The 20,176-nt window shown below is 70.0% G+C and carries 19 protein-coding genes; 10 read left to right on the top strand and 9 right to left on the bottom strand.

Annotation, left to right across the window (positions count from 1 at the left end; all coding sequences use genetic code 11):
• Positions 1-192: 192 nt before the first annotated feature.
• The 5 genes from ACFQUZ_RS02360 to ACFQUZ_RS02340 all read left to right on the top strand — a co-directional run bounded on the left by ACFQUZ_RS02360 (position 193) and on the right by ACFQUZ_RS02340 (position 7,433).
• Positions 193-2,145, top strand: a complete 1,953-nt coding sequence (locus tag ACFQUZ_RS02360; protein WP_377437140.1) for a hypothetical protein — start codon at positions 193-195, stop codon at positions 2,143-2,145.
• Positions 2,146-2,280: 135 nt separating this feature from the next.
• A complete protein-coding gene (locus tag ACFQUZ_RS02355; RefSeq protein WP_377437138.1) occupies positions 2,281-3,570 on the top strand; it encodes an ABC transporter ATP-binding protein in 1,290 nt (429 codons plus the stop codon).
• Between the two features lie 71 nt (positions 3,571-3,641).
• Entirely contained in the window at positions 3,642-4,109 is a 468-nt protein-coding gene (locus tag ACFQUZ_RS02350) for a DUF4442 domain-containing protein (RefSeq protein WP_377437136.1), read from the top strand.
• A gap of 202 nt (positions 4,110-4,311) precedes the next feature.
• A complete protein-coding gene (locus ACFQUZ_RS02345) occupies positions 4,312-5,070 on the top strand; it encodes a beta-phosphoglucomutase family hydrolase (RefSeq protein ID WP_377437135.1) in 759 nt (252 codons plus the stop codon).
• Positions 5,067-7,433, top strand: a complete 2,367-nt coding sequence (locus ACFQUZ_RS02340) for a glycoside hydrolase family 65 protein (protein ID WP_377437134.1) — start codon at positions 5,067-5,069, stop codon at positions 7,431-7,433. Before ACFQUZ_RS02345 ends, ACFQUZ_RS02340 begins: the two co-directional genes overlap by 4 nt.
• Positions 7,434-7,556: 123 nt before the next feature.
• Here the strand turns inward: ACFQUZ_RS02340 and ACFQUZ_RS02335 are convergent, their stop codons facing one another.
• A complete protein-coding gene (locus ACFQUZ_RS02335; RefSeq protein WP_377437132.1) occupies positions 7,557-8,594 on the bottom strand; it encodes a coiled-coil domain-containing protein in 1,038 nt (345 codons plus the stop codon).
• Positions 8,595-8,765: 171 nt separating this feature from the next.
• The gene (locus ACFQUZ_RS02330; protein ID WP_377437131.1) at positions 8,766-8,969 is read right to left on the bottom strand and encodes a hypothetical protein; all 204 of its coding nucleotides are present in this window, start codon (positions 8,967-8,969) and stop codon (positions 8,766-8,768) included.
• A 156-nt stretch (positions 8,970-9,125) separates the two neighbouring features.
• Here ACFQUZ_RS02330 and ACFQUZ_RS02325 point away from each other — a divergent pair, with 156 nt between their 5' ends.
• Entirely contained in the window at positions 9,126-9,812 is a 687-nt protein-coding gene (locus ACFQUZ_RS02325) for a dienelactone hydrolase family protein (protein WP_377437130.1), read from the top strand.
• Positions 9,813-9,917: 105 nt separating this feature from the next.
• Here ACFQUZ_RS02325 and ACFQUZ_RS02320 read toward each other — a convergent pair whose 3' ends face one another.
• The 3 genes from ACFQUZ_RS02320 to ACFQUZ_RS02310 all read right to left on the bottom strand — a co-directional run bounded on the left by ACFQUZ_RS02320 (position 9,918) and on the right by ACFQUZ_RS02310 (position 12,667).
• Entirely contained in the window at positions 9,918-10,460 is a 543-nt protein-coding gene (locus tag ACFQUZ_RS02320; protein ID WP_377437129.1) for a phospholipase, read from the bottom strand.
• Between the two features lie 185 nt (positions 10,461-10,645).
• Positions 10,646-12,310, bottom strand: a complete 1,665-nt coding sequence (locus tag ACFQUZ_RS02315) for a glycoside hydrolase family 10 protein (RefSeq protein ID WP_377437128.1) — start codon at positions 12,308-12,310, stop codon at positions 10,646-10,648.
• Positions 12,311-12,436: 126 nt separating this feature from the next.
• A complete protein-coding gene (locus tag ACFQUZ_RS02310) occupies positions 12,437-12,667 on the bottom strand; it encodes a hypothetical protein (RefSeq protein WP_377437127.1) in 231 nt (76 codons plus the stop codon).
• 246 nt (positions 12,668-12,913) lie between these two features.
• On the opposite strand from ACFQUZ_RS02310, the gene ACFQUZ_RS02305 reads away from it, so the two are divergent.
• Positions 12,914-13,960, top strand: a complete 1,047-nt coding sequence (locus ACFQUZ_RS02305) for a potassium channel family protein (RefSeq protein ID WP_377437126.1) — start codon at positions 12,914-12,916, stop codon at positions 13,958-13,960.
• Between the two features lie 44 nt (positions 13,961-14,004).
• Here ACFQUZ_RS02305 and ACFQUZ_RS02300 read toward each other — a convergent pair whose 3' ends face one another.
• A complete protein-coding gene (locus tag ACFQUZ_RS02300; protein WP_377437125.1) occupies positions 14,005-15,159 on the bottom strand; it encodes an FAD-dependent oxidoreductase in 1,155 nt (384 codons plus the stop codon).
• 88 nt (positions 15,160-15,247) lie between these two features.
• Here ACFQUZ_RS02300 and ACFQUZ_RS02295 point away from each other — a divergent pair, with 88 nt between their 5' ends.
• The 3 genes from ACFQUZ_RS02295 to ACFQUZ_RS02285 all read left to right on the top strand — a co-directional run bounded on the left by ACFQUZ_RS02295 (position 15,248) and on the right by ACFQUZ_RS02285 (position 16,464).
• A complete protein-coding gene (locus tag ACFQUZ_RS02295; protein WP_377437124.1) occupies positions 15,248-15,844 on the top strand; it encodes a TetR family transcriptional regulator in 597 nt (198 codons plus the stop codon).
• Positions 15,845-15,949: 105 nt separating this feature from the next.
• Positions 15,950-16,219: a DUF488 family protein gene (locus ACFQUZ_RS02290; RefSeq protein ID WP_377437123.1), complete on the top strand. Its 270-nt coding sequence runs from the start codon at positions 15,950-15,952 to the stop codon at positions 16,217-16,219.
• Positions 16,219-16,464: a DUF488 family protein gene (locus ACFQUZ_RS02285; RefSeq protein WP_377437121.1), complete on the top strand. Its 246-nt coding sequence runs from the start codon at positions 16,219-16,221 to the stop codon at positions 16,462-16,464. The genes ACFQUZ_RS02290 and ACFQUZ_RS02285 overlap by 1 nt, the downstream gene beginning before the upstream one ends.
• Here ACFQUZ_RS02285 and ACFQUZ_RS02280 read toward each other — a convergent pair.
• From ACFQUZ_RS02280 to ACFQUZ_RS02270, 3 genes are all read right to left on the bottom strand, one after another.
• The gene (locus tag ACFQUZ_RS02280) at positions 16,368-17,096 is read right to left on the bottom strand and encodes a hypothetical protein (protein WP_377437120.1); all 729 of its coding nucleotides are present in this window, start codon (positions 17,094-17,096) and stop codon (positions 16,368-16,370) included. The genes ACFQUZ_RS02285 and ACFQUZ_RS02280 overlap by 97 nt on opposite strands.
• Positions 17,097-17,247: 151 nt before the next feature.
• Positions 17,248-18,282: a 2-oxoacid:ferredoxin oxidoreductase subunit beta gene (locus ACFQUZ_RS02275; RefSeq protein ID WP_377437118.1), complete on the bottom strand. Its 1,035-nt coding sequence runs from the start codon at positions 18,280-18,282 to the stop codon at positions 17,248-17,250.
• On the bottom strand, positions 18,275-20,122 hold the full coding sequence (locus tag ACFQUZ_RS02270; protein ID WP_377437116.1) for a 2-oxoacid:acceptor oxidoreductase subunit alpha: 1,848 nt from the start codon (positions 20,120-20,122) through the stop codon (positions 18,275-18,277). Before ACFQUZ_RS02270 ends, ACFQUZ_RS02275 begins: the two co-directional genes overlap by 8 nt.
• Positions 20,123-20,176 lie beyond the last annotated feature (54 nt).

The raw sequence follows: 20,176 nt of genomic DNA, 5'->3' as shown, positions 1-20,176 counted from the left end.
GACCGTTCAGCGGGGCACGCTATCCTGGCGACGCCGAGCCGAGCGTCCACGCCGGGGCGGCGGACCGTCCGCGACCGTCCGAGGGGATCTGGGTTGTCGAGCAAGGCCTCGCCGCACCGCTACCATCGCTGGCGCGTGACGGCCGGCCCCAAGTCTCATGGGCGGACGCCCGCGGGCAGCGTGGGCGCCGCCGTGACGCACCTGCCTCGCGCGGCCGGGACCGTGGGTCCGGGCGACGGCAGCTTCGCCAGCCGAGTGTGGGTGGTGGCGGACACGGTGGGTTGGCTCCAGCACGTCCTCGACGATCCCGCCGCGTTGGTGAAGGTCCGTCGGGTCACCGTCCAGGTGCGCGACTGGCAGAATCCGGCACGGGGCTGGTCGGGCCGGATCGGGCCCCTGCGCCATCTGCTCGCGCACCAGGTCCGGTTACCGGACGAGGACGAGGGACCGGTCACTGTGGAAGTCACCGTCCGCTGGTCCCGCCCGCTCCGCGAGATCATCGCCGCGGTCCTTCCGGTGCTCCAGCCGTACCGGCCGCTGCCGACCCCGGCCAGTGCGGACGTGACGGCGTTCGACGTATGGCCGAACTGGCTCGGGGCCGGACTGAACACCTCCGCGCGCTCCGGATCGCTGCCGGAAAACAAGGACGTCCGCCCGTACGATGTGGTGCTCACCGCCCCCGGCGAGCCTCCGCCCGCCGTCGGTGAGGAGCCGGTCGACACCCCCGGGCCGGCCAGCTACGGCGCCGTCGTCCCGGCCGACGCTGCCGGCGTCGCGCCGGTCGAGGCGGCTGGCGTCACGGGGCAGGCTGCCGGCGTCGCGCCCGTCGAGACCGCTGGCCGAGCATCGGTCGGGGAGCCCGGCTTCGTGCTGATCGACGTCGATCAGGCCACCCTCGTCGGCCGGTATGGGCCGTTCGGTCCGCGACCGGCAGGTGAGCTGTCCTTCCCCGCCGAGGACGGATTGGGCTGGCAGGTGTCCGGCCCGGATGGGGTGCTCTGCGCTGGCCGGCTGGACCACGTCGTGCTGCCGGCCGAGGCGGTCGGGAAACTCGCCGAGATCAGCCATGTGACCTGCCGATCGCTGCCCGCCCGGAACCCGACGTCCGAGGCCGCGCTGCTGGTGCGGTTGATGGCGGCCGGCATCGCGGTTCATGTGCCGGACCTGCCGGAGGTCTGCGCCGCCGTGCTCGCCGAGGAGGTGCGGGAGGCAGTCGTCGCGCCGCCGCCGACCGCGTCGAGCGACGTCTTCGACTGGGAGGTGTGGACCGTCCGCCAGAAGCGGGCGGCACTGCGCCAGCACGCGCGCGGCCTCGCCCTTCCCCGGTTGACCGCCGGGGCGTTCCCGGGCCTGGTGCATCCGCCGTCGGTGAGCGTGGTCCTGGTGACCAAGCGGCTCGAGCACGTGATGGACGCGGTCGCCATGGTGGAGGCGCAGACGTATCCGGCGTTGGAGATCGTGCTTGGGTTGCACGGCGTGGAGCTTCCGCCGGAGCTGCGGGAGCGACTGCTGCGCAGCCGGCTACCCATGGAGATCTTCGAGGTACCGGCGGGGTACGGGTTCGGCGAGGCGATCGGGGCGGCCACCGCGCGGGCCCGCGGCTCGCTGGTCACCAAGGTGGACGACGACGACACGTACGGACCCGAACACGTCTGGGACCTGGTGCTCGCCCGGCACTACTCCGGGGCGATGCTGGTGGGGAAGGGCGCCGAGTTCGTCTACCTGGAGAGCCTGGACCTGACGGTACGGCGGGACGCGGGGATGCCGGAGTGCTACGGCTGGGTGACCGCCGGGGGGACGATGCTGATCGGCCGGGGTGATCTGGAGGCGGTGGGCGGCTGGCGGCCGGTGCCACGATCCATCGACCGCGGCCTGATCGATCGGGTGCACCGCGCGGGTGGCCTGGTCTACCGGACGCATGCCCTCGGTTACGTCTACCACCGGCGGTCCGACGGCCACACCTGGGATCCGGGGCTGGAGTATTTCCTGCGCGGTGGCGGCATGCAGTGGTCGGGCCTGATCCGGCACAGCGAGTTCGGCACGGTTCCGGCGGCGGCCGGTTCGGTGGAACCGGGCGGACCGTCGGCCGACCGGCTCGACGTGGACGGTCAGGTCGTGGGCCGGTCCGCCACGACGCGCGCCTGACGCCACCACCTACCCGCGCGAGCTTCATCATCCTGTTACGCCCGTGATACGGGACGTTTGACCGATGTTGCTGAGGGGTGACGATCGCCACTCTCATTCGGGATCGGCACGGCACATGTTTTTCGGGGGGTGAGGGTGAGTACCGTCGGGCTGCGGGACGTCAGCAAGGTCTTTCCGGACGGCACGCGGGCCGTCGACGCGGTCAGTCTGGACGTCGCCGACGGCGAGTTCCTGGTGCTCCTGGGACCGTCCGGCTGCGGCAAGTCGACCGTGTTGCGCATCGTCGCCGGGTTGGAAGACCCGACCAGCGGCGCCGTCCTCCTCGACGGGGCGCTCGCCAACGACCTGCCGCCGCGGGACCGGGGGATCGCCATGGTCTTCCAGGACTTCGCGCTGTATCCACACATGAGCGTGCGGGACAACATCGGGTTCCCGTTGAAACTGGCCGGTCTCGATCCGGACAACCGCGGCGAGCGGGTCTCCGATGTGGCTGGGGCGCTGGGTATCGGCGAGGTGCTCGGCCGCCGGCCCAGCCAGCTCTCCGGTGGCCAGCGGCAGCGCGTTGCCATGGGACGGGCGATCGTGCGACGGCCCGGCCTGTTCCTCATGGACGAGCCACTGTCCAATCTGGATAGCGGATTGCGGGCCGAGCTGCGGGCGGAGATCTCGGGCCTGGTCCGGGAGCTGGGCGTGAGCACGATCTACGTGACGCACGACCAGGCGGAGGCGCTCACCATGGCCGATCGCGTGGCGATCATGCGGCGCGGCGTGCTGCAGGATGTCGGCACACCCACCCAGGTGTACGGCCGGCCGGCGACTCTCTATGTCGCGGCCTTCCTCGGCAGCCCGCGCATGAACCTGCTGGAGGCGTCGGTGTACGCCCACCTCGACCGGTATGTCGCCATCGATCTCGGTTCGCAGGTGATCCACCTGCCATGGGACGACATCCGGTCCCGGGTGGTGGCGCACTACCACGGCGAGCGGATCGTGGTGGGAGTGCGCGCCGAGGCGCTCACCCCGGTGCCTCCGGATCATCGAGGTGACGTGCTGCGGGGACGAATCCGGTTCCTGGAGCACCACGGACACGAGTCGCTCGCGTTCCTGGACATCGGGGCGACCGCTGTGGTGATCGACGAGGTGGGCGCCGATCCGGCCGATCCGGACGAGTTCGTCCGTCGGGGCCGGTTCGGGCAGCTCGTGCAGCGGTTGGCCGGCCGATCCGCCCAGCCTTCGCCGGCCGCCGCCGCGCAGACGAGCGTCCTGACCGATCAGGGTCGGCACCACCGGCGCCCGGGCGAGCTGGTGGTGCGGCTGGCGCCGTACCCGGCCGTCTCGGCCGGTGACGGGCTGGCGGTATCGGTACGCGTGGACGCGCTGCACTTCTTCGACGAGCGGGGCGACCGGATCGACGTCGGCTGGCGCTGACCGCGCCGCCCTCTCCCTGATCGCCATCGGCGGCCTTGACCGGCGAAGTTACCCGCTAGTAACGTGTCGCTATGACCATCGACGCGCGGCAGGTTGCCGCCGGCATGCTGGACGCCGTGCCGTTCGCCCGGACGCTCGGCCTTGAGTTCCTCGACGTAACCACTGACGATGGCGCGCGAGTGGTGGCCCGGCTCCCGGACAGTCCAGGCGTCCACAATCATCTCGGCGGGCCGCACGCCGGGGCGATGTTCAGCCTCGGTGAGTCGGCCTCCGGCGCGGTCGTCCTGGCCGCTTTCGGTCATTTGCTGGACCGCGCGCTGCCGCTGCCCGTCCGCGCCGACGTCGCGTACCGGAAGGTGGCTCGCGGCCCGGTCCGGGCGACCGCCCGCCTCGGCCGCCCGGCCGCCGATGTGGTGGCGGAACTCGACGCCGGACGCCGGCCCGAGTTCGACGTGCCCGTCGAGATCGCGATGGAGGACGGCACCGTCACCGGCGAGATGACAGTGGTCTGGACGCTGCGCCCCACGGACCGGGGCTGAGTCGGCGTCGCCGCGCTGAGCCAGCGTCGCCACGCCGGGCGATAAGCGTCGCCACGCGGGGGTGATAAGCGCGCCACGCGGGGGTGATAAGCGCGCCACGCGGGCGGCTTGACCAGCATCGCTGGCATCGGTTGTCGATCCGACTGTTTCGGTGGCGTGCCCCGCGCGTTTCGGGCGTACCCGGCGTGGTTAAGTGTGCAACGTGTTGGGCCTACCCGAGCACGTGACCGCCTGCCTGTTCGACCTCGACGGCGTGCTGACGCAGACCGCCAAGGTGCACAACGCCGCCTGGGCGCAGACCTTCGACGTCTTCCTCCGCCAGCGCGCCGCCGCCACCGGCGTGCCGTTCGTCCCGTACGACCCGGGGCCGGACTACCACCGCTACGTCGACGGCAGACCGCGCGCCGACGGAGTGCGGACCTTTCTCGCCTCCCGGGGGATCAGCCTGCCGGAGGGGGCCCCGGACGATCCGCCAACCGCGGACACCGTGCACGGGCTGGGTAACCGTAAGAATGTCGTGTTGCTCGACCGCATCCACACGGACGGCGTCCAGCCGTACCCGGGGTCGGTGGCCTACCTCCAGGCCGTGACCCGGGCCGGCCTGCGTCGGGCCGTCGTCTCGGCCAGCGCCAACTGCGCCGACGTGGTGGCCGCGGCCGGTCTGGCGGACTTCCTCGAAGTGCGGGTCGACGGCGTCGTCGCCCGCGAACGCGGGCTGCGCGGCAAGCCGCACCCGGACACCTTCCTGGCCGCCGCCGAGCAGTTCGGCGTCGCTCCGGAGCAGGCCGCGGTCTTCGAGGACGCCCAGGCCGGGGTGGCGGCCGGGCGGGCCGGCGGATTCGGGTACGTGGTCGGCGTCGACCGGGTGGGCCAGGCCGACGCGCTGCGCGAGCACGGCGCGGACGTGGTCGTCGAGGACCTGGCCGAGCTGCTCGCGTCCGAGCAAGGAGTAACCCCATGATTCGGGAACGCGCCTACCCGGTCGAGCCCTGGCACGTCCGGGAGACCCGGTTGGATCTTGATGTGCTGGCCCAGTCGGAGTCGGTGTTTGCCCTGGCCAACGGGCACGTCGGGCTGCGCGGCAACCTCGACGAGGGGGAACCGCACGGACTACCCGGCACCTATCTCAACTCGTTCTACGAGTTGCGGCCGCTGCCGTACGCCGAGGCCGGCTACGGGTTCCCCGAGTCGGGTCAGACCGTCGTCAACGTGACAAACGGCAAGCCGATCCGGCTGCTCGTCGACGACGAACCGTTCGACGTGCGATACGGCAACCTGCTCGCCCACGAGCGGGTGCTCGACCTGCGCGCCGGCACGCTGCACCGGTCGGTGGAGTGGTGCTCCCCGGCCAGTCGGCGGATCCGGGTCCGCAGCACCCGGGTCGTGTCGTTCACCCAGCGGGCCATCGCCGCCATCGAGTACGAGGTGGAGGCGGTCGACGCGGAGGTTCGGCTGATCCTGCAGTCCGAACTGGTGGCCAACGAGGAACTGCCGCCGCAGAGCAAGGACCCGCGGGTAGCGGCCGTGCTCAACAAGCCGTTGCAGGCCGAGGAACGGCTCATCCAGCCCAACGGCGGTTTGCTGATCCACCGCACCAAGGCCAGCGGCCTGCGGGTGGTGGCGGCGATGAGCCACGACATCGACGGGCCCCCGCGAACCTCGGTGACCACCGAGGGCTTCGAGGACTGGGCGCGGACCACGGTCACCTGCGATCTCCAACCCGGGCAGAAGCTGCGGCTGGTCAAATACCTCGCGTACGGCTGGTCCAGCCAGCGGTCGCTGCCGGGTCTGCGGGACCAGGTGGCGGCGGCGCTGTCCGGTGCCCGCTACTCCGGGTGGGACGGGCTGCTGGCCGAGCAGCGGGAGTTTCTGGACACCTTCTGGGATGCTTCCGACGTCCGGGTCGAGGGCGACTCGGAGGTGCAGCAGGCGGTGCGGTTCGGGCTGTTCCACGTGCTCCAGGCGGGTGCCCGGGCCGAACTGCGGCCGATCGGTTCTAAGGGTCTGACGGGCCCGGGTTACGACGGGCACACGTTCTGGGACACCGAAACCTTCGTGCTGCCGGTGCTCACGTACACCCAGCCGGACGCGGTGGCTTCCGCGCTGCGCTGGCGGCACGCCACCCTGGATCTGGCCCAGGACCGGGCCCGCACGCTGGGTCTACGCGGAGCGGCCTTCCCCTGGCGCACCATCCGGGGTCAGGAGTGTTCCGCGTACTGGCCGGCCGGGACCGCCGGCTTCCACATCGGCGCGGACATCGCGGACGCGGTCCGGCGGTACGTGCAGGCGACCGGCGATCTGGAGTTCGAACGCGAGGTGGGGCTGGAGCTGCTGGTGGAGACGGCTCGGCTGTGGCGGTCGCTGGGGCACCACGACCGGTACGGGAAGTTCCACCTGGACGGCATCACCGGCCCCGACGAGTACACCGCGGTCAAGAACGACAACGTTTACACGAACCTGATGGCGCAGCGGAACCTGCTCGCCGCGGCGGAGGCCGTCGGCCGGCACAGCGAGGCGGCCTGGCGGCTCGGCGTGGATGACGAGGAGACCGCCTCGTGGCGGGACGCTGCCGCGGACATGCACATCCCGTACGACGAGGATCTGGGCGTGCATCCGCAGGTGGAGGGTTTCACCCGGTTCCAGGAGTGGGATTTCGCGAACACCCCGCCGGAGCAGTATCCGCTGCTGCTGAACTACCCGTACTTCGATCTCTACCGCAAGCAGGTGGTCAAGCAGGCCGACCTGGTGTTGGCCATGCACTGGCGGGGTGACGCGTTCACGCCGGAGCAGAAGGCTCGCAACTTCGCCTACTACGAGCGACGGACGGTGCGCGACTCGTCGCTGTCGGCCTGCACGCAGTCCGTGATGGCGGCCGAGGTGGGCCACCTGGAGTTGGCGCACGACTACCTCGGCGAAGCGGCCCTGATGGACCTGCACGACCTCAACCAGAACACCCGCGACGGCGTGCATGTCGCGTCGCTCGCCGGCGCCTGGATCGCGCTGGTCGGCGGCTTCGGGGGAATGCGGGACCACGACGAGATGCTGTCCTTCGCCCCCCGCCTGCCGAGCCGCATCGATCGGTTGGAGTTCTCGTTGATGTGGCGTGGCCTCCGGCTCCGGGTCGACGTGCGGCAGGACGAAACGACCTACTCCCTGCGTAACGGTGAGGGTGACGCAGCCCTGGAGTTGCACCACCACGGTGAGCTGGTGCTGATCTCCAGTGGGAAGCCGGAGACCCGGCCGAACCCGCATCTGGCGCCGGCCGGTCCACCGCCGCAGCAGCCGCCCGGTCGGGCCCCGGTCCGGCGCGCGGCCCACGCCTGATCCGGCGGATCCTGGGCTTCGCCAGCACGATCACAGCTGACCCCAGCCCGGTTGATCATGAAGTTGGCAGCGACTTTGATCTCCAGAACGCCCGCTAACTTCATGATCAACCTCGGGTTCGGGTTACAGCACCGACAGGTGAACGTGGTTCGTGTGGTCGCTGGACGGGTCGCCGAACGCGCCACCGTACGACCGCCAGCCGGTGGCCGGGAACCAGATCTGCCGGTACCAGATGACGTAGAGCACCCCGAGCTTGTCCGCGTTGCGTACGAAGAAGGCGGCGAGGTTGTTGCCGTAGAGCCGCTCGGCACCGCCGGCGTCGCCGCTGAAGCCCCGCCGGCTTGACGAGAAGTCGCAGGCTCGGCCCTTGGGGTGCTCGTACGGGCCGACGGGCCGGAAGCACGAGACGAACCGGGTGAACCCGGCCCGGTTGGCCTCGTTGAGAGCGAAGAGGAGCCGCGGGGTGACGCATCCCGTGGTGGTGGGGTCGTTCTCCGTGCACGACTGCCGCGGCCAGGAGCCGTCGCTGCCCCGCGGGGATTGCCGGGCGATCGGCGAGGTGGCGCTGACGAAACCGCGGGTGCTCTCACCGCCGACGAGCCGCAGGGCCTGTTCCGCGTCGGCCTTCTGCCTGGCCATCACGCTGAGCAGTCGTTGTTCCTCGGCCACCTCGGCGTCGATCCGGGCCTTCGCCCGGATGGCGCGCGAGCGGGCGGCGTGCAGCGCGCTCAGCCGGGCGTCGTTGCGTCGGGCCAACACCTCAAGGCTCTTGGCCCGGGCCAGGAACTGGTCCGGCGACGCGCTGTTGAGCAGCATCGTCGTGGGTCCGATCCGACCCAGCCGGTAAGCCTCGGCGGTCACCTCGGCCACCTGCGGGGCGAGCGCGGCTAGGCGATCGTTTATCGCCCGAAGCTCGGCATCGAGGGTCCGCTGGCGCGTCCGAGAGGCGGCCGCAGCCGCGTTGGCCCGCACGTATCCGCGTCCGGTCGCCTCCAGCACGTCACGCAGCAACGGGGTGCCACCCTCGTTGGCGGGGCTGGGGCTGACCGGCCGAGGTCCGGCGATGGCTGGTTGGGGCAGGATGACAGTCGGCGCGAGCAGGGCCGAGGCGAGCAGCAGGACGAGCCGCCGCGCCGTTCGTGGACCTGCGATCGAGGACATCCGTGCCCCTCCCGTCGGCCGTCGCCCGTACGGCTCGCGACGTGGGCGCCGGTGACCGGCGCCGCACGTCGAGGGATGCCACATGGACGTGACCGGGAGTCAGGCTAGTGGAACATCCATCGATGTCGGCGCGTCCCACGCCCATCTCGACCCGAAATATGGCATACGGGTTCAGCGCTGATCGCCGGTGGACGGCACGCCGGCCCTGTCGTGCGGGGCGACGGCTCGCTCGTCGTCCGCGGTGCGGGCCTGAGCGGCTCGGTCCGCCCAGCTCTCCTTCCTGGCCGGCTTCTTCCGGTTCCGGCCGCGTCCCTCGGCGGTGGGGTCCTGGTTGCCCTGCGGCGATGCGTGCGGGCCGGGTTCGGTGCTACTCATGGCGCTCCTCGCGATCGTCGACGACGCGACGCGGCTGCCCGGGTCGCGGATACCGGCGCCTTCCCGGAGCCCGGACGGACAAACCCGACGCGTCGCGGTCGGCGGTACGGGACTGCTCGCGCCGGTTTCGGGTATCCCGACCCGAGGAGGTGGCAGATGGACGCGCGAAGGACCGAAACCACCATTCCGACGTCCGGCGTATGGCTGCCGGCCGACCTGCTGGCCCCACCCCGGTCGACCGGGTTCGTGCTGTTCGCCCACGGCAGCGGCAGCTCCCGGCGCAGCCCCCGGAACGTCGCCGTGGCCGGTGCGCTCGCCGAGCACGGGCTGACCGCCGTGCTGGTTGACCTGCTGACGGCCGAGGAGGAGGTCGTCGATCTGCGGACGGCCGAGCTGCGCTTCGACATTCCCCTGCTGGCTGGCCGGCTGTCCGGAATCGTGGACTGGCTCGCCGAGGGGAACGGGGGGCAACCATCGCCGATCGGGTTGTTCGGTGCCAGCACCGGCGCGGCGGCCGCGCTGGTGGCTGCAGCGGCCCGGTCCCGGGCCGTCGCGGCGGTGGTGTCCCGGGGCGGCCGGCCTGACCTGGCCGGTGCCGAACTCACCCGGGTGCGGGCGCCGACGCTGTTGTTGGTGGGCGGCCTGGACCGGGAAGTTCTGGAGTTGAACGAGCGGGCGCTGCGATCGTTGTCGGGTCGGGCCGAGCTGCGGGTGGTCCCGGGGGCGAGCCATCTGTTCGAGGAGCCGGGCACGCTGGAGGAGGTCGCCCGGCACGCGGCGGGCTGGTTCGGCGGCCATCTGGCCGCGCCGATTCCCGAGTCAACGACGCGTACCCGGCCCTGACGCGGTTCGCCGTCGGAGGTGATCAGGCACGTCGCGGGTATGCCCCTCCGGCATGTCCATGCCCGAGAGGCATACCCGCCAGGACGCTACGGGAGAAAGCCAGCCCTACCGCGCGGCGGCGGCCATCCGCCGTTCGCCGTCAGCCTTCATCTTCGCCGCGCGGTCCAGGTCGGCCTGGCTCACGGCCACGGAGCCGAAGGCTCGCACCGCCTGGTAGTAGGTCCAGGCCAGGCTGTAGCAGGCTGGGCGCACGAACGAGTTGTACGTGGCGCAGGACCGCTTCATGTCCTCGTAGAACGCGCTGTCCACGCGGGACTTGTTGGCCGAGAACAGGCCCACTGCCTTGTAGTTCCGGTAGCCGAAGTCGTGCCGGTAGCAGGAGAGGGTGAAGTTGAAGCCGAGGGGGTTGTCCGGGCTCGACGAGCAGTAGTCGGTGGACCAGTCGAAGTTGTACTCGGCCCAGGCCGCCTGGTTGGCGCGGCCGGAGTTCCAGGCGTTGTAGCTGCTGACACTGGTCTGGGTCCAGCTCGACAGCACCGAGAGCTTCTGTTCCTGGCTTACCGCCGCCGACGCCGGTGCGGCGGCGGACAGCAGGGTGAGCAGGGCCAGGAAACCCGAGGCGAGCAGGGTGGCGATCCGGCGGGGCATGGGTACCTCCGGGGTGGGGGTCCGGGTCCGGACTGTGGTTGCACCGGCGGGGTCGTCCGGTGGGGGTCCAGTCTTCGGCAATCGGTAGTTAACGATCTACCGATGGAAGCCATCTTTTCGCGCCTGGTGCGTAAACGAACGAATGCCCCAGGCCGCTGACCCGACCCGGGGCATTCGTTTCTCGGTCAGTTCACGAAGTGCGGGAGACCGACCGGGCTTTCGTTGGCGAGCCGGTCCACCGAGCGCACGACGTAGGTGTACCGCTGACCCGCAACCGCCGTCGGGTCGAGGAACGTCTGCTCGCCGGAGGTGGCGCGAACCGTGGCGATCAGGTGCCGGGCGTCGGCGAAGCCGCATCGGTCCGGCACGACCCGACCGTCGAAGCGGTACACAGCGTAGGAGGCGGCCGTGCCGAGCGGTCCCACCCCGTCGAGCACCGGCTGCCACCTGAGCCGTACCCCGTCATCGGTCCGGGTGGCCGCGGTGACCAGCGGGAAGATCAGCGGCTTCGCCGGCAGATGGCTCATCGTCGGGATCAGCGCCGGGCGCGAGTAGTGCTCGGCGGCGTACAGCGTGGTGGCGCCGAGCTTGTCCGCGCGCACCTGGACGGCGCTGAAGTGGACGTTGCCCAGCACCTCCGGATGGTCCCGGTTGAAGGTCAGATGCCGGGACATCTCCGCCGGGTCCTGCCAGGCGGCCGGCTGGCCCGGCTCACCGATCTTGTAGTCCGCCTGACCGACGTACAGGTGCACCCGGGTGCCGCGGACCACCTCGGCCCACCACGGGACGAGCTTGGCGTAGTCCGCGACCGGGAGGCCGATGTTCCAGTAGATCTGCGGCACGATGTAGTCCACCCACTCCTCCTTCACCCATTTGCGGGTGTCGGCGAAGTTGGCGTCGTACGACTGGGAGCCGTTGGTGTCCGAGCCGAGCGGATCCGCGGCCTTGTTGCGCCAGATGCCGAACGGGCTGACGCCGAACTTCACCCACGGCTTGGCCGCCTTGATCTTCTGGCCCATCTCCTGGATCAGCAGGTCGATGTTGTGCCGGCGCCAGTCGGCCTTGTCGGCGAACCCGTCGCCGTGCTCGGCGAACGTGGCGTCGTCCGGGAAGTCCTGACCGGCCGCCGGGTACGGGTAGAAGTAGTCATCGAAGTGCACCCCGTCGAGGTCGTACCGCCGGACGGCGTCCATCATCGCGGTCTGGACGAACTCGCGTACGGCGGGGATTCCCGGGTTGTAGTAGAGCCGCGAACCGGCGGCATTCACCGGATAGGCCACGGCCCACTCGGGATGCTCCCGGACGGGGTGGCCGGGGGCGAGTTGGTTGATGTCGGCGCCCGCGCCGCCCGGTGCCGGCATCGAGATCCGGTACGGGTTGAACCAGGCGTGGAACTCGAGGTTGCGCTTGTGGGCCTCGCTGACCAGGTAGGCCAGCGGATCCCAACCGGGGTTCTGACCCCGGACCCCGGTCAGGTACTCCGACCACGGCTCGTAAGGCGATGGCCAGAACGCGTCGGCGGTCGGTCGGACCTGGACGACCACGGCGTTGTGGTTGAGTCGCTTGGCCAGGTCGAGCCAGCCCTGGTATTCGGCTTGCTGGACCGCGATCCGGTCGGGCGAGGTCCGGGAGGCCGCGGTGGGCCAGTCGATGTTGACCACCGACGCTATCCACATCGCCCGGAACTGTCGTTTGGGGGCGGCCGGATCGGTGGTGCAGTTCTGGCTGGTGTCGGTGCCGGACGCGGCCGGGCCGGTGGGGCCGGGGTCCGCGGCGGCGGGGGTCGGTGTGGCGAGCGCGCCGAGCAGGGCGACGGCGAGCGCGGCGGCGGACAGTCGTGGTGCCTTCATGCGACGTGCGTCCCTTCGTCAGGGCCGGGTCGGCAGCAGATCGGCAAGATTCGCCGAGGGGGATCTACTGTAGGAAGGAAAGTTTCACAACCGGCGCGGCGAGCGCAAGCCCTGGGCGGGAATTGGTCAGGCGGAACGCAGTGCGTCGACCCGGACCAGCACCTTGACCTCGCCGATCGGGGCGCCCTGTGGGTCGAGGGACTGGCCGATGACCCAGATCCACCGGTTGTCGTAGTACCGGGACAGGTCGTGTCGCAATTGCTCGACGCGCAGCGACAGCGGATATCCGCCGCACCGCCAATCGTTCTTGCGCAGCGTGACGATCGTCCCCGCGGGGACGTCGAGGCGGGCGTTCACCGGCACCTCCGGGAGAGACGGGGGAGGACGTCGCAACATCCCGGGTCCCGGCTCCGAGTGTCGCCGGTGAGTCAGCCTGCGGCTCGCCGGCGCGCCGCACAACCATTCCGAGAAAGTTTTCAGGTACCGAAAGATGTTCAAATGAATCGAACATCACGGATTCATGCGTTCGGGCGGGAAGGCTCGATGGCCACCCGCTATCGTGTGGGTCGTGTGCCGACGGGCCGGGGTTGAGCAGGATCGACAGTGATCCATTTTCCCGCCGTGCGACGCGGCCCGTTGCGCGCGCTGTCCCTGCGGATCGGCGCCGCGATCGCGCTGGTCCTGCTCGTCGTCGCGATCGTTTACATCGGGCGCGACGGCTACCGGGACGTCAACGGGGACGGCGTGGACCTGCTCGACTGCTTCTACTACGCGGTCGTGTCGCTGTCGACCACCGGGTACGGCGACATCGCCCCGGCCTCGGCGTCGGCCCGGCTGGTGAACGTGCTGGTCATCACGCCGGCCCGGGTGCTGTTCCTGATCATCCTGGTCGGTACGACCCTGGAGGTGCTGACCGAGCAGTACCGGACCGGGCTGCGCCTGTCGCGCTGGAGGAGCAAGTTGAAGGGTCACGTCATCATCTGCGGCTACGGCACCAAGGGCCGCAGCGCCATCTCCGCTCTGCTGGAGACCGGCTTCGACAAGAGCAAGATCGTTGTGGTGGAGAGCAGCGGGTCGGCGATCCGGCAGGCCACCGCGGCGGGGCTGGTCACCGTGGAGGGGTCCGCCACCCGGTCCGGCGTGCTCAAGCAGGCGCACGTCACGTCCGCCAAGACCGTCATCATCGCGACCGACAGCGACGACGCGTCGGTTCTGGTCACGCTTACCGTCCGGCAGCTCACCGCGGGCCAGGTCCGGATCATCGCGGCCGCCCGCGAGGCCGAGAACGCCCCGCTGCTCAAGCAGAGCGGCGCCCACCACGTCATCGTCTCGTCCGCCACCGCCGGCCGGCTGTTGGGCCTGTCGACCTCCGCGCCACCGTTGATCGACGTCGTCGAGGACCTGCTCACCCCGGGTCAGGGGATGGCGCTGGCCATGCGGTCGGCCGAGCGCCACGAGGTCGGGCTCGGCCCGCGCGAACTCAACACACTTGTCATCGCGCTGGTTCGCCGGGGAAAGGTGGTGCCGCTTGCCGACCCGGAGGGCGTCGAGGTGGAGACCGGCGACATGCTCGTCTATGTCCGGGACGACCGCGATCCGGCCGCCACCGGCGCGCCGCCGGGGCCGGGCCTGGCCCCGAACAACCGCTGACGCAGCGCCGTCGCTGGAGGTGTCCCGGTTCCCAGGTGTGCACCTCAGCGGTTCTGCCGCTCGATGCCGCGTCGGACGAGGCCGCGGATGCCGGGGAGGGTGATCGCTCGGATTGTCACGTCGTTCATCCAGACGTGGAACCGGCTCGGTGGCGCGTACTGGTACATCCCGCGACGGGCGAGCGCCTGCCGCTTGACCACCTCGGGTCGCAGACCGGTCTCCCATTCCGCCAGCGCTGACGGGATGTCGTCGTGTCGTCGCAGGGCGGATCCGAGTTGGTCGGCGCCGGCGAGCGCCAGGGCCGCGCCGTGCCCGGCGAAGAGGGTGACACACCAGGCGGCGTCGCCGAGAAGCACCGTGCGGCCGGTGCTCCAGCGCGGCACGCGCACCTGGCTGACCCGGTCGAAGTAGGCGCTGCCCGGGTCGGTCTCCAGGTGCCGGAGCGCCTCGGGCACGCCCGCGGCGAGGTCTCCGAACGCCGTGCGAAGCGCCTCCACCGGACCGCGTTCCATGTCCCGGGTCGGGTCGTCGCACCGGTACGTGAAGAAGGCCGAGGACCGGTGCGGGCCCAGGTTGACCACCGCCGCCGTGCGTCCGGGACCGATGAAAGTCGTGGCGGCGGACTCCGGCACGGCCGCCACCGGGTGCGCGAGCGGGAACGCGGCCACCACATAAGGCAGATCGACCCGGTGATCTGGGCCGAACATCGCCGTCCGGGTCGCGGAGTGGACGCCGTCGGCGCCGACCAGCAGGTCGGCCTCCTCGGTGGCGCCGTCGCTGAGTTTGATCTCGACCCGATCGGCGTCCTGGTGGATGGCCGAGACCGTGGTGCCGAACCGGATTTCGGTGTTGTCGCGTGCCGCTTCGAACAGTGCGGTCTCCAGGTCCGCCCGGAACACCGTCATGGTGCGGGGGCCCAGTGCCGCCTCGGCGACCGCGGCGGGCACCGTGAGCTTCGGCCGGCCGTCCGCACGGACCAGCACGGTGGTGAACAGGCCCAATGCGCGGGGGGAGAGGGCGGGGACCAGCCCGAGCTGCTCGGCGGCGTCGAATCCGGCACCGAGCAGATTCACCAGATAGCCACCGCTGCGCCGGGTCGGGGAACGCTCCACCACGAGCGTGTCCCATCCATCCTGGGCCAGTCGTAGGGCCGTGGCGAGCCCGGCTATGCCGGCGCCGACGATCACCGCTCGTGTCATGCGTGCGCTCCCGATAATGAGAATGAGCAGATGCTCAAAGCAGTATGAGCGGCTGCTCATCCCGGCGCAAGCCGCTTAGACTCGGGGAATGCCACGCGGAGTCGCCATCACCGAACCTCGGCAGCACCTGTTCGCCGCCGCGGAACGGGTGATCGCCACGGCGGGCCCCAGTCAGCTCACCAGCCGGGCCGTGACCCACGAAGCCGGCGTCGCGACGGGACTGCTGTTCACCCACTTCGCGAACGTCGACGACTTCCTGATCGGCTACGCGGTCGACCGGAGCTTCCAGATCGCCGCCGCGGCGGCCGGGCTGCCCGAGCGCGCCGGCACCGCCGTCGTCGCCGCTAATCTGGGCGAGGCCGTCCTCGCCACGCCACCGATCACCCGGCTGGCCGTCACCCGGCTGTTCGCCGCCCGCCCCGGGTTGGTGGCGGCGGTCGAAGCGGTTCTCGGCACGGGAACCGCCGCCCTGCGCCCGCTGGAACGCGCCACCGTCGACTACCTGGCCGCCGAACGACGGCACGGGCGGATATCGTCACGCGCCGACCCCGAAGCGCTGGCCCTGGCCGTGATCGGCGTTCTCCAGCACGTCGCACTCACCGATGGCACCGACCCGGCGGCGGACGACCGCATTCGCCGCGCCATTACCGCGCTTATCGACAGCGTCCAGGGCGTCGCTTCCTGACGACGCGGCCTGGCGCTTCTCCACCACCCTCGCTCCGGTGCTTTCCTGGTCCTCGTTCCGCGAGGTTCCTCGTACTGCTGTGATGAGCCGTGAGAGGCTGACGCCATGCTTGATGACGCCTTCGACGGACCGGTCGGCCTCACCGGTGTCGGTTACGAGGGGCGAACGGCCGAAGAGTTGACGGCTTACCTGGTTGCGTCGGGGGTCTCCCGATTGGTTGATGTGCGGTTGAACGCGATCTCCCGCAAGCCGGGTCTCAGCAAGGGCGCGCTGATGCGGGCCATGTCCGAGGCGGGGATCAGCTACGAGCATCGCCGGGAGCTAGGTAACCCGAAGAGTAACCGGCGGGCTTCGGAGGCACGGCGGCCGAACTGATGCGTGCGCGGTCGACCTTCGCCAGCTTGTTGCAACGCCCCGAATCCGAGGCCGCGCTCGCGGCGCTGGCGGCGGCAGGTAATCGGGAACGCGTCGCGGTGTTGTGTTTCGAGGCGGAACAGCATCGGTGCCATCGCGAGGTTGTGCTTCAGGAAGCCTGGCGATTGTTCAGCGCTTCGGCGTCCGATCGGCCGAGCCTGCGCTGTAACGCGACAAGCTCCCAGTCGAGTACGCCTTGGCGGTGACCGCGGCATGTCGGGTCGCAGCACCGGTAACGGTAGGCGCAACGGAATCGCGGTGCCTCCAACGGGGTGCGGTCATGGCTGGCGAAAAGATCGAGTTGGTTGACGTAGAGATTGATCTTCCGTTGTTCCTCGGGCGTCCAGCCGGGATGAGGTTCGAGGATCAGGCCGCTGACGTCCATGACGCGGACGAGCGCCAGAGACTGTGCGGATGGGTCGTCACGGGAGCTTCGGTTGAGGCGACACATCGATTCCTCGACATGTGGATCCAGCCACTTCCTGCGGTGCTTCCAGGGGGCCAGGTGTCCTTCGTTCGTCAAGCTGTGCAGTATCGGTTTCCAGCTCTCCCTACGTTGGTCCTGGCGTGCGGGTTTGGCTGCCACGGAAACAATGTCGTACTTGCGGAACCGTCCCTCGTCGGTCAGTTCACGAAAGTTGATGGGGTAGAGCCGGATCCAGCCACGGCGATGCAGGTCAAGGCTGAGTCCCGCCACGCAAACCGTCTCGCCATAGCGTTCGGACGGGTTGGGTGCCGCCTTGACGGTTACGAGTAGTCGAAGACGGTTCACCTGATCGCTGGCCGGCTTGGGGTCGGGGTCGGATCCATCCGGGCCGAACAACGACAGTTGGGTCACCGCAGCCTCCGACGATCTCGATGAGTAACGATGACACTACTTCACGTTACCCTGATGTCGACAGAGGCGGTGCGGACGTCGACCCACACCCGAATCGTCAGCATGGCAAGGCCGCCTATCACCGCGCGGTGATAGGCGGCCTTACTCGCACTTACAGGATGGTCCAGGTGTCGCCGGCGTTGAGCAGGGCCGACAACCGCTCGTCCGGGGTGCCCTCGGCCTTGTCCTTCGCGGCGGCGAGCTGCTCCTGAACCAGACTGTCGTACGACGGCCGAGCGACGTCGCGGAACACCCCGATCGGCGTGTTGCGCAGGTCGAAGCCGGGCAGCCGGGACAGTGCGAAGGCGTACGCCGGCTCCGCCACCGTCGCGTCGTGCACCACGATGTCGCCCGCGGCGACGGAGGTGGTTTCGCGTACCTCCAGGCCGAAGCCGCCCGGTGGGTGGACGACGCAGAACTGCCCGTCGGCCCCGAACGTGATGGGCTGCCCGTGCTCCAACCGGATCAGGTAGTCGTCCCGGGTCGCCGGCTCCTTGAGCTGCTCGAACGCGCCGTCGTTGAAGATGTTGCAGTTCTGGTAGATCTCCACGAAGGCGGATCCCTCGTGCTCGGCGGCGGCCCGCAGGACGGACTGCAGATGCTTTCGGTCCGAGTCGATGGTCCGGGCCACGAAGGTGGCCTCCGCGCCGAGTGCCAGCGACAGCGGGTTGAACGGCGAGTCCGCCGAACCGACCGGCGTCGACTTAGTGATCTTGCCCAGTTCCGAGGTCGGGGAATACTGGCCCTTGGTCAGCCCGTAGATCCGGTTGTTGAACAGCAGGATCTTCAGGTTGACGTTGCGGCGCAGGGCGTGGATGAGGTGGTTGCCGCCGATCGAGAGCGCGTCGCCGTCGCCGGTCACCACCCAGACCGACAGGTCCGGGCGAGTGGTCGACAGGCCGGTGGCGATCGCCGGGGCGCGACCGTGGATCGAGTGCATCCCGTACGTGTTCATGTAGTACGGGAAGCGTGACGAGCAGCCGATCCCGGAGACGAACACGATCCGCTCGCGGGGGATGTTCAGCTCCGGCATGAAGCCCTGGACGGCCGCCAGGATGGCGTAGTCGCCGCAGCCGGGGCACCAGCGCACCTCCTGGTCGGACTTGAAGTCCTTGGCGGTGAGCTTGACAGCGACGGGCTCAGGCATTCTTGACCACTTCTTCCAGCATGGACTCCAGCTCCGCCGCGGTGAACGGCAGGCCCCGGACCTGGTTGTAGCCGATGGCGTCGACCAGGTAGCGGGCCCGGATCACACCGGCGAGCTGGCCGAGGTTCATCTCCGGAATCACGACACGTTCGTAGCGGCGCAACACGTCGCCGAGGTTGGCCGGCATCGGCGCCAGGTGCCGCAGGTGGGCCTGGGCCACCGGCAGCCCGCGCTGCCGCAGGCCGCGGCAGGCGGCGCCGATCGGGCCGTACGTCGAACCCCAGCCGAGAACCAGCACGCGGGCGGTGCCGTCCGGGTCGTCGACCTCGATGTCCGGCACCGGAATGGCCTCGATCCGGGCGGCCCGGGTGCGCACCATGAAGTCGTGGTTCGCCGGGTCGTACGAGATGTCGCCGGTCTTGTCGGCCTTCTCCAGGCCGCCGATCCGGTGCTCCAGGCCCGGGGTGCCCGGGGTCGCCCAGGGTCGGGCCAGCGTCTCGGGATCCCGCAGGTACGGCAGGAAGGTCTTGCCATCCTCGCCGTTGGGCTCGGTGGCGAACTCGACCCGAAGGTCGGGCAGCGAGTCCACCTCGGGCAGCAACCACGGCTCGGAGCCGTTGGCCACGTAGTTGTCCGACAGCAGGATCACCGGCGTGCGGTAGCTAAGCGCGATCCGGGCGGCCTCCAGCGCGGCGTGGAAGCAGTCCGACGGGGAGCGGGGCGCGACCACGGCGACCGGCGCCTCGCCGTGCCGGCCGAAGAGCGCCATGTTCAGGTCGGCCTGCTCGGTCTTGGTCGGCATGCCGGTGGACGGCCCGGCGCGCTGCACGTCGATCACGACCAGCGGCAGTTCCAGGGCGACGGCGAGCGAGATGGTCTCGCCCTTGAGCGCCACACCCGGTCCGCTCGTGGTGGTGACGCCGAGCGACCCGCCGTACGACGCACCCAGCGCCGCGCCGATCGCCGCGATCTCGTCCTCGGCCTGCATGGTGGTGATGCCGAACCGCTTGTGCTTGCTCAGCTCGTGCAGGATGTCGGAGGCCGGGGTGATCGGGTAGGCGCCGAGGAAAACGGGCAGGCCGGAGCGCACCCCGGAGGCGACCAGGCCGAGCGAGAGCGCTTGGTTGCCGGTGATGTTGCGATAGGTACCGGGGGTCATCTTCGCCGGCTTGACCTGGTATCGGACGGCGAAGTCCTCGGTGGTCTCGCCGAAGTTCCAGCCGGCCTTGAACGCCGCGACGTTGGCCGCCACCAGTTCCGGCCGGGCGGCGAACTTGCGCTCCAGGAACCGCAACGTCGACGCGTACGGGCGGGAGTACAACCAGGACAGCAGCCCCAGCGCGAACATGTTCTTGGCCCGTTCCGCGTCCTTCTTGGACACGTCGTGCTCGGCCAGGGCCCGGACGGTCATGGAGGTCAACGCCACGGGATGGACGGCGTACCCGTCGAGCGACCCGTCGCCGAGCGGGTCGGTCTGGTAGCCCACCTTGGCGAGGCTGCGCTTGGTGAACTCGTCGGTGTTGACGATGACGTCCGCGCCGCGCGGCAGGTCGCCCAGGTTGGCCTTGAGCGCCGCCGGGTTCATCGCCACCAGCACGTTGGGGGCGTCGCCGGGGGTGAGGATGTCGTAGTCGGCGAAGTGGACCTGAAAGCTCGACACACCGGGCAGGGTGCCGGCTGGCGCCCGGATCTCGGCGGGGAAGTTGGGCAGGGTGGAGATGTCGTTGCCCAGCTGCGCCGTTTCCGAGGTGAACCGGTCACCGGTCAGCTGCATCCCGTCGCCCGAGTCGCCGGCGAACCGGATCACCACTCGGTCGAGTTGACGGACCTGCTTGGTCACGGTCCCGTTCCCCTCCCTACGTACCGGCGGCGGGTGCGCGCCTGGGCGCGTCCG

The organism is Plantactinospora sp. GCM10030261 (assembly GCF_042666615.1).
Taxonomy (GTDB): domain Bacteria; phylum Actinomycetota; class Actinomycetes; order Mycobacteriales; family Micromonosporaceae; genus KBS50.
The sequence above is the reverse complement of the archived record's forward strand: the minus strand, read 5'-3'. Positions and strand labels throughout refer to the sequence as shown.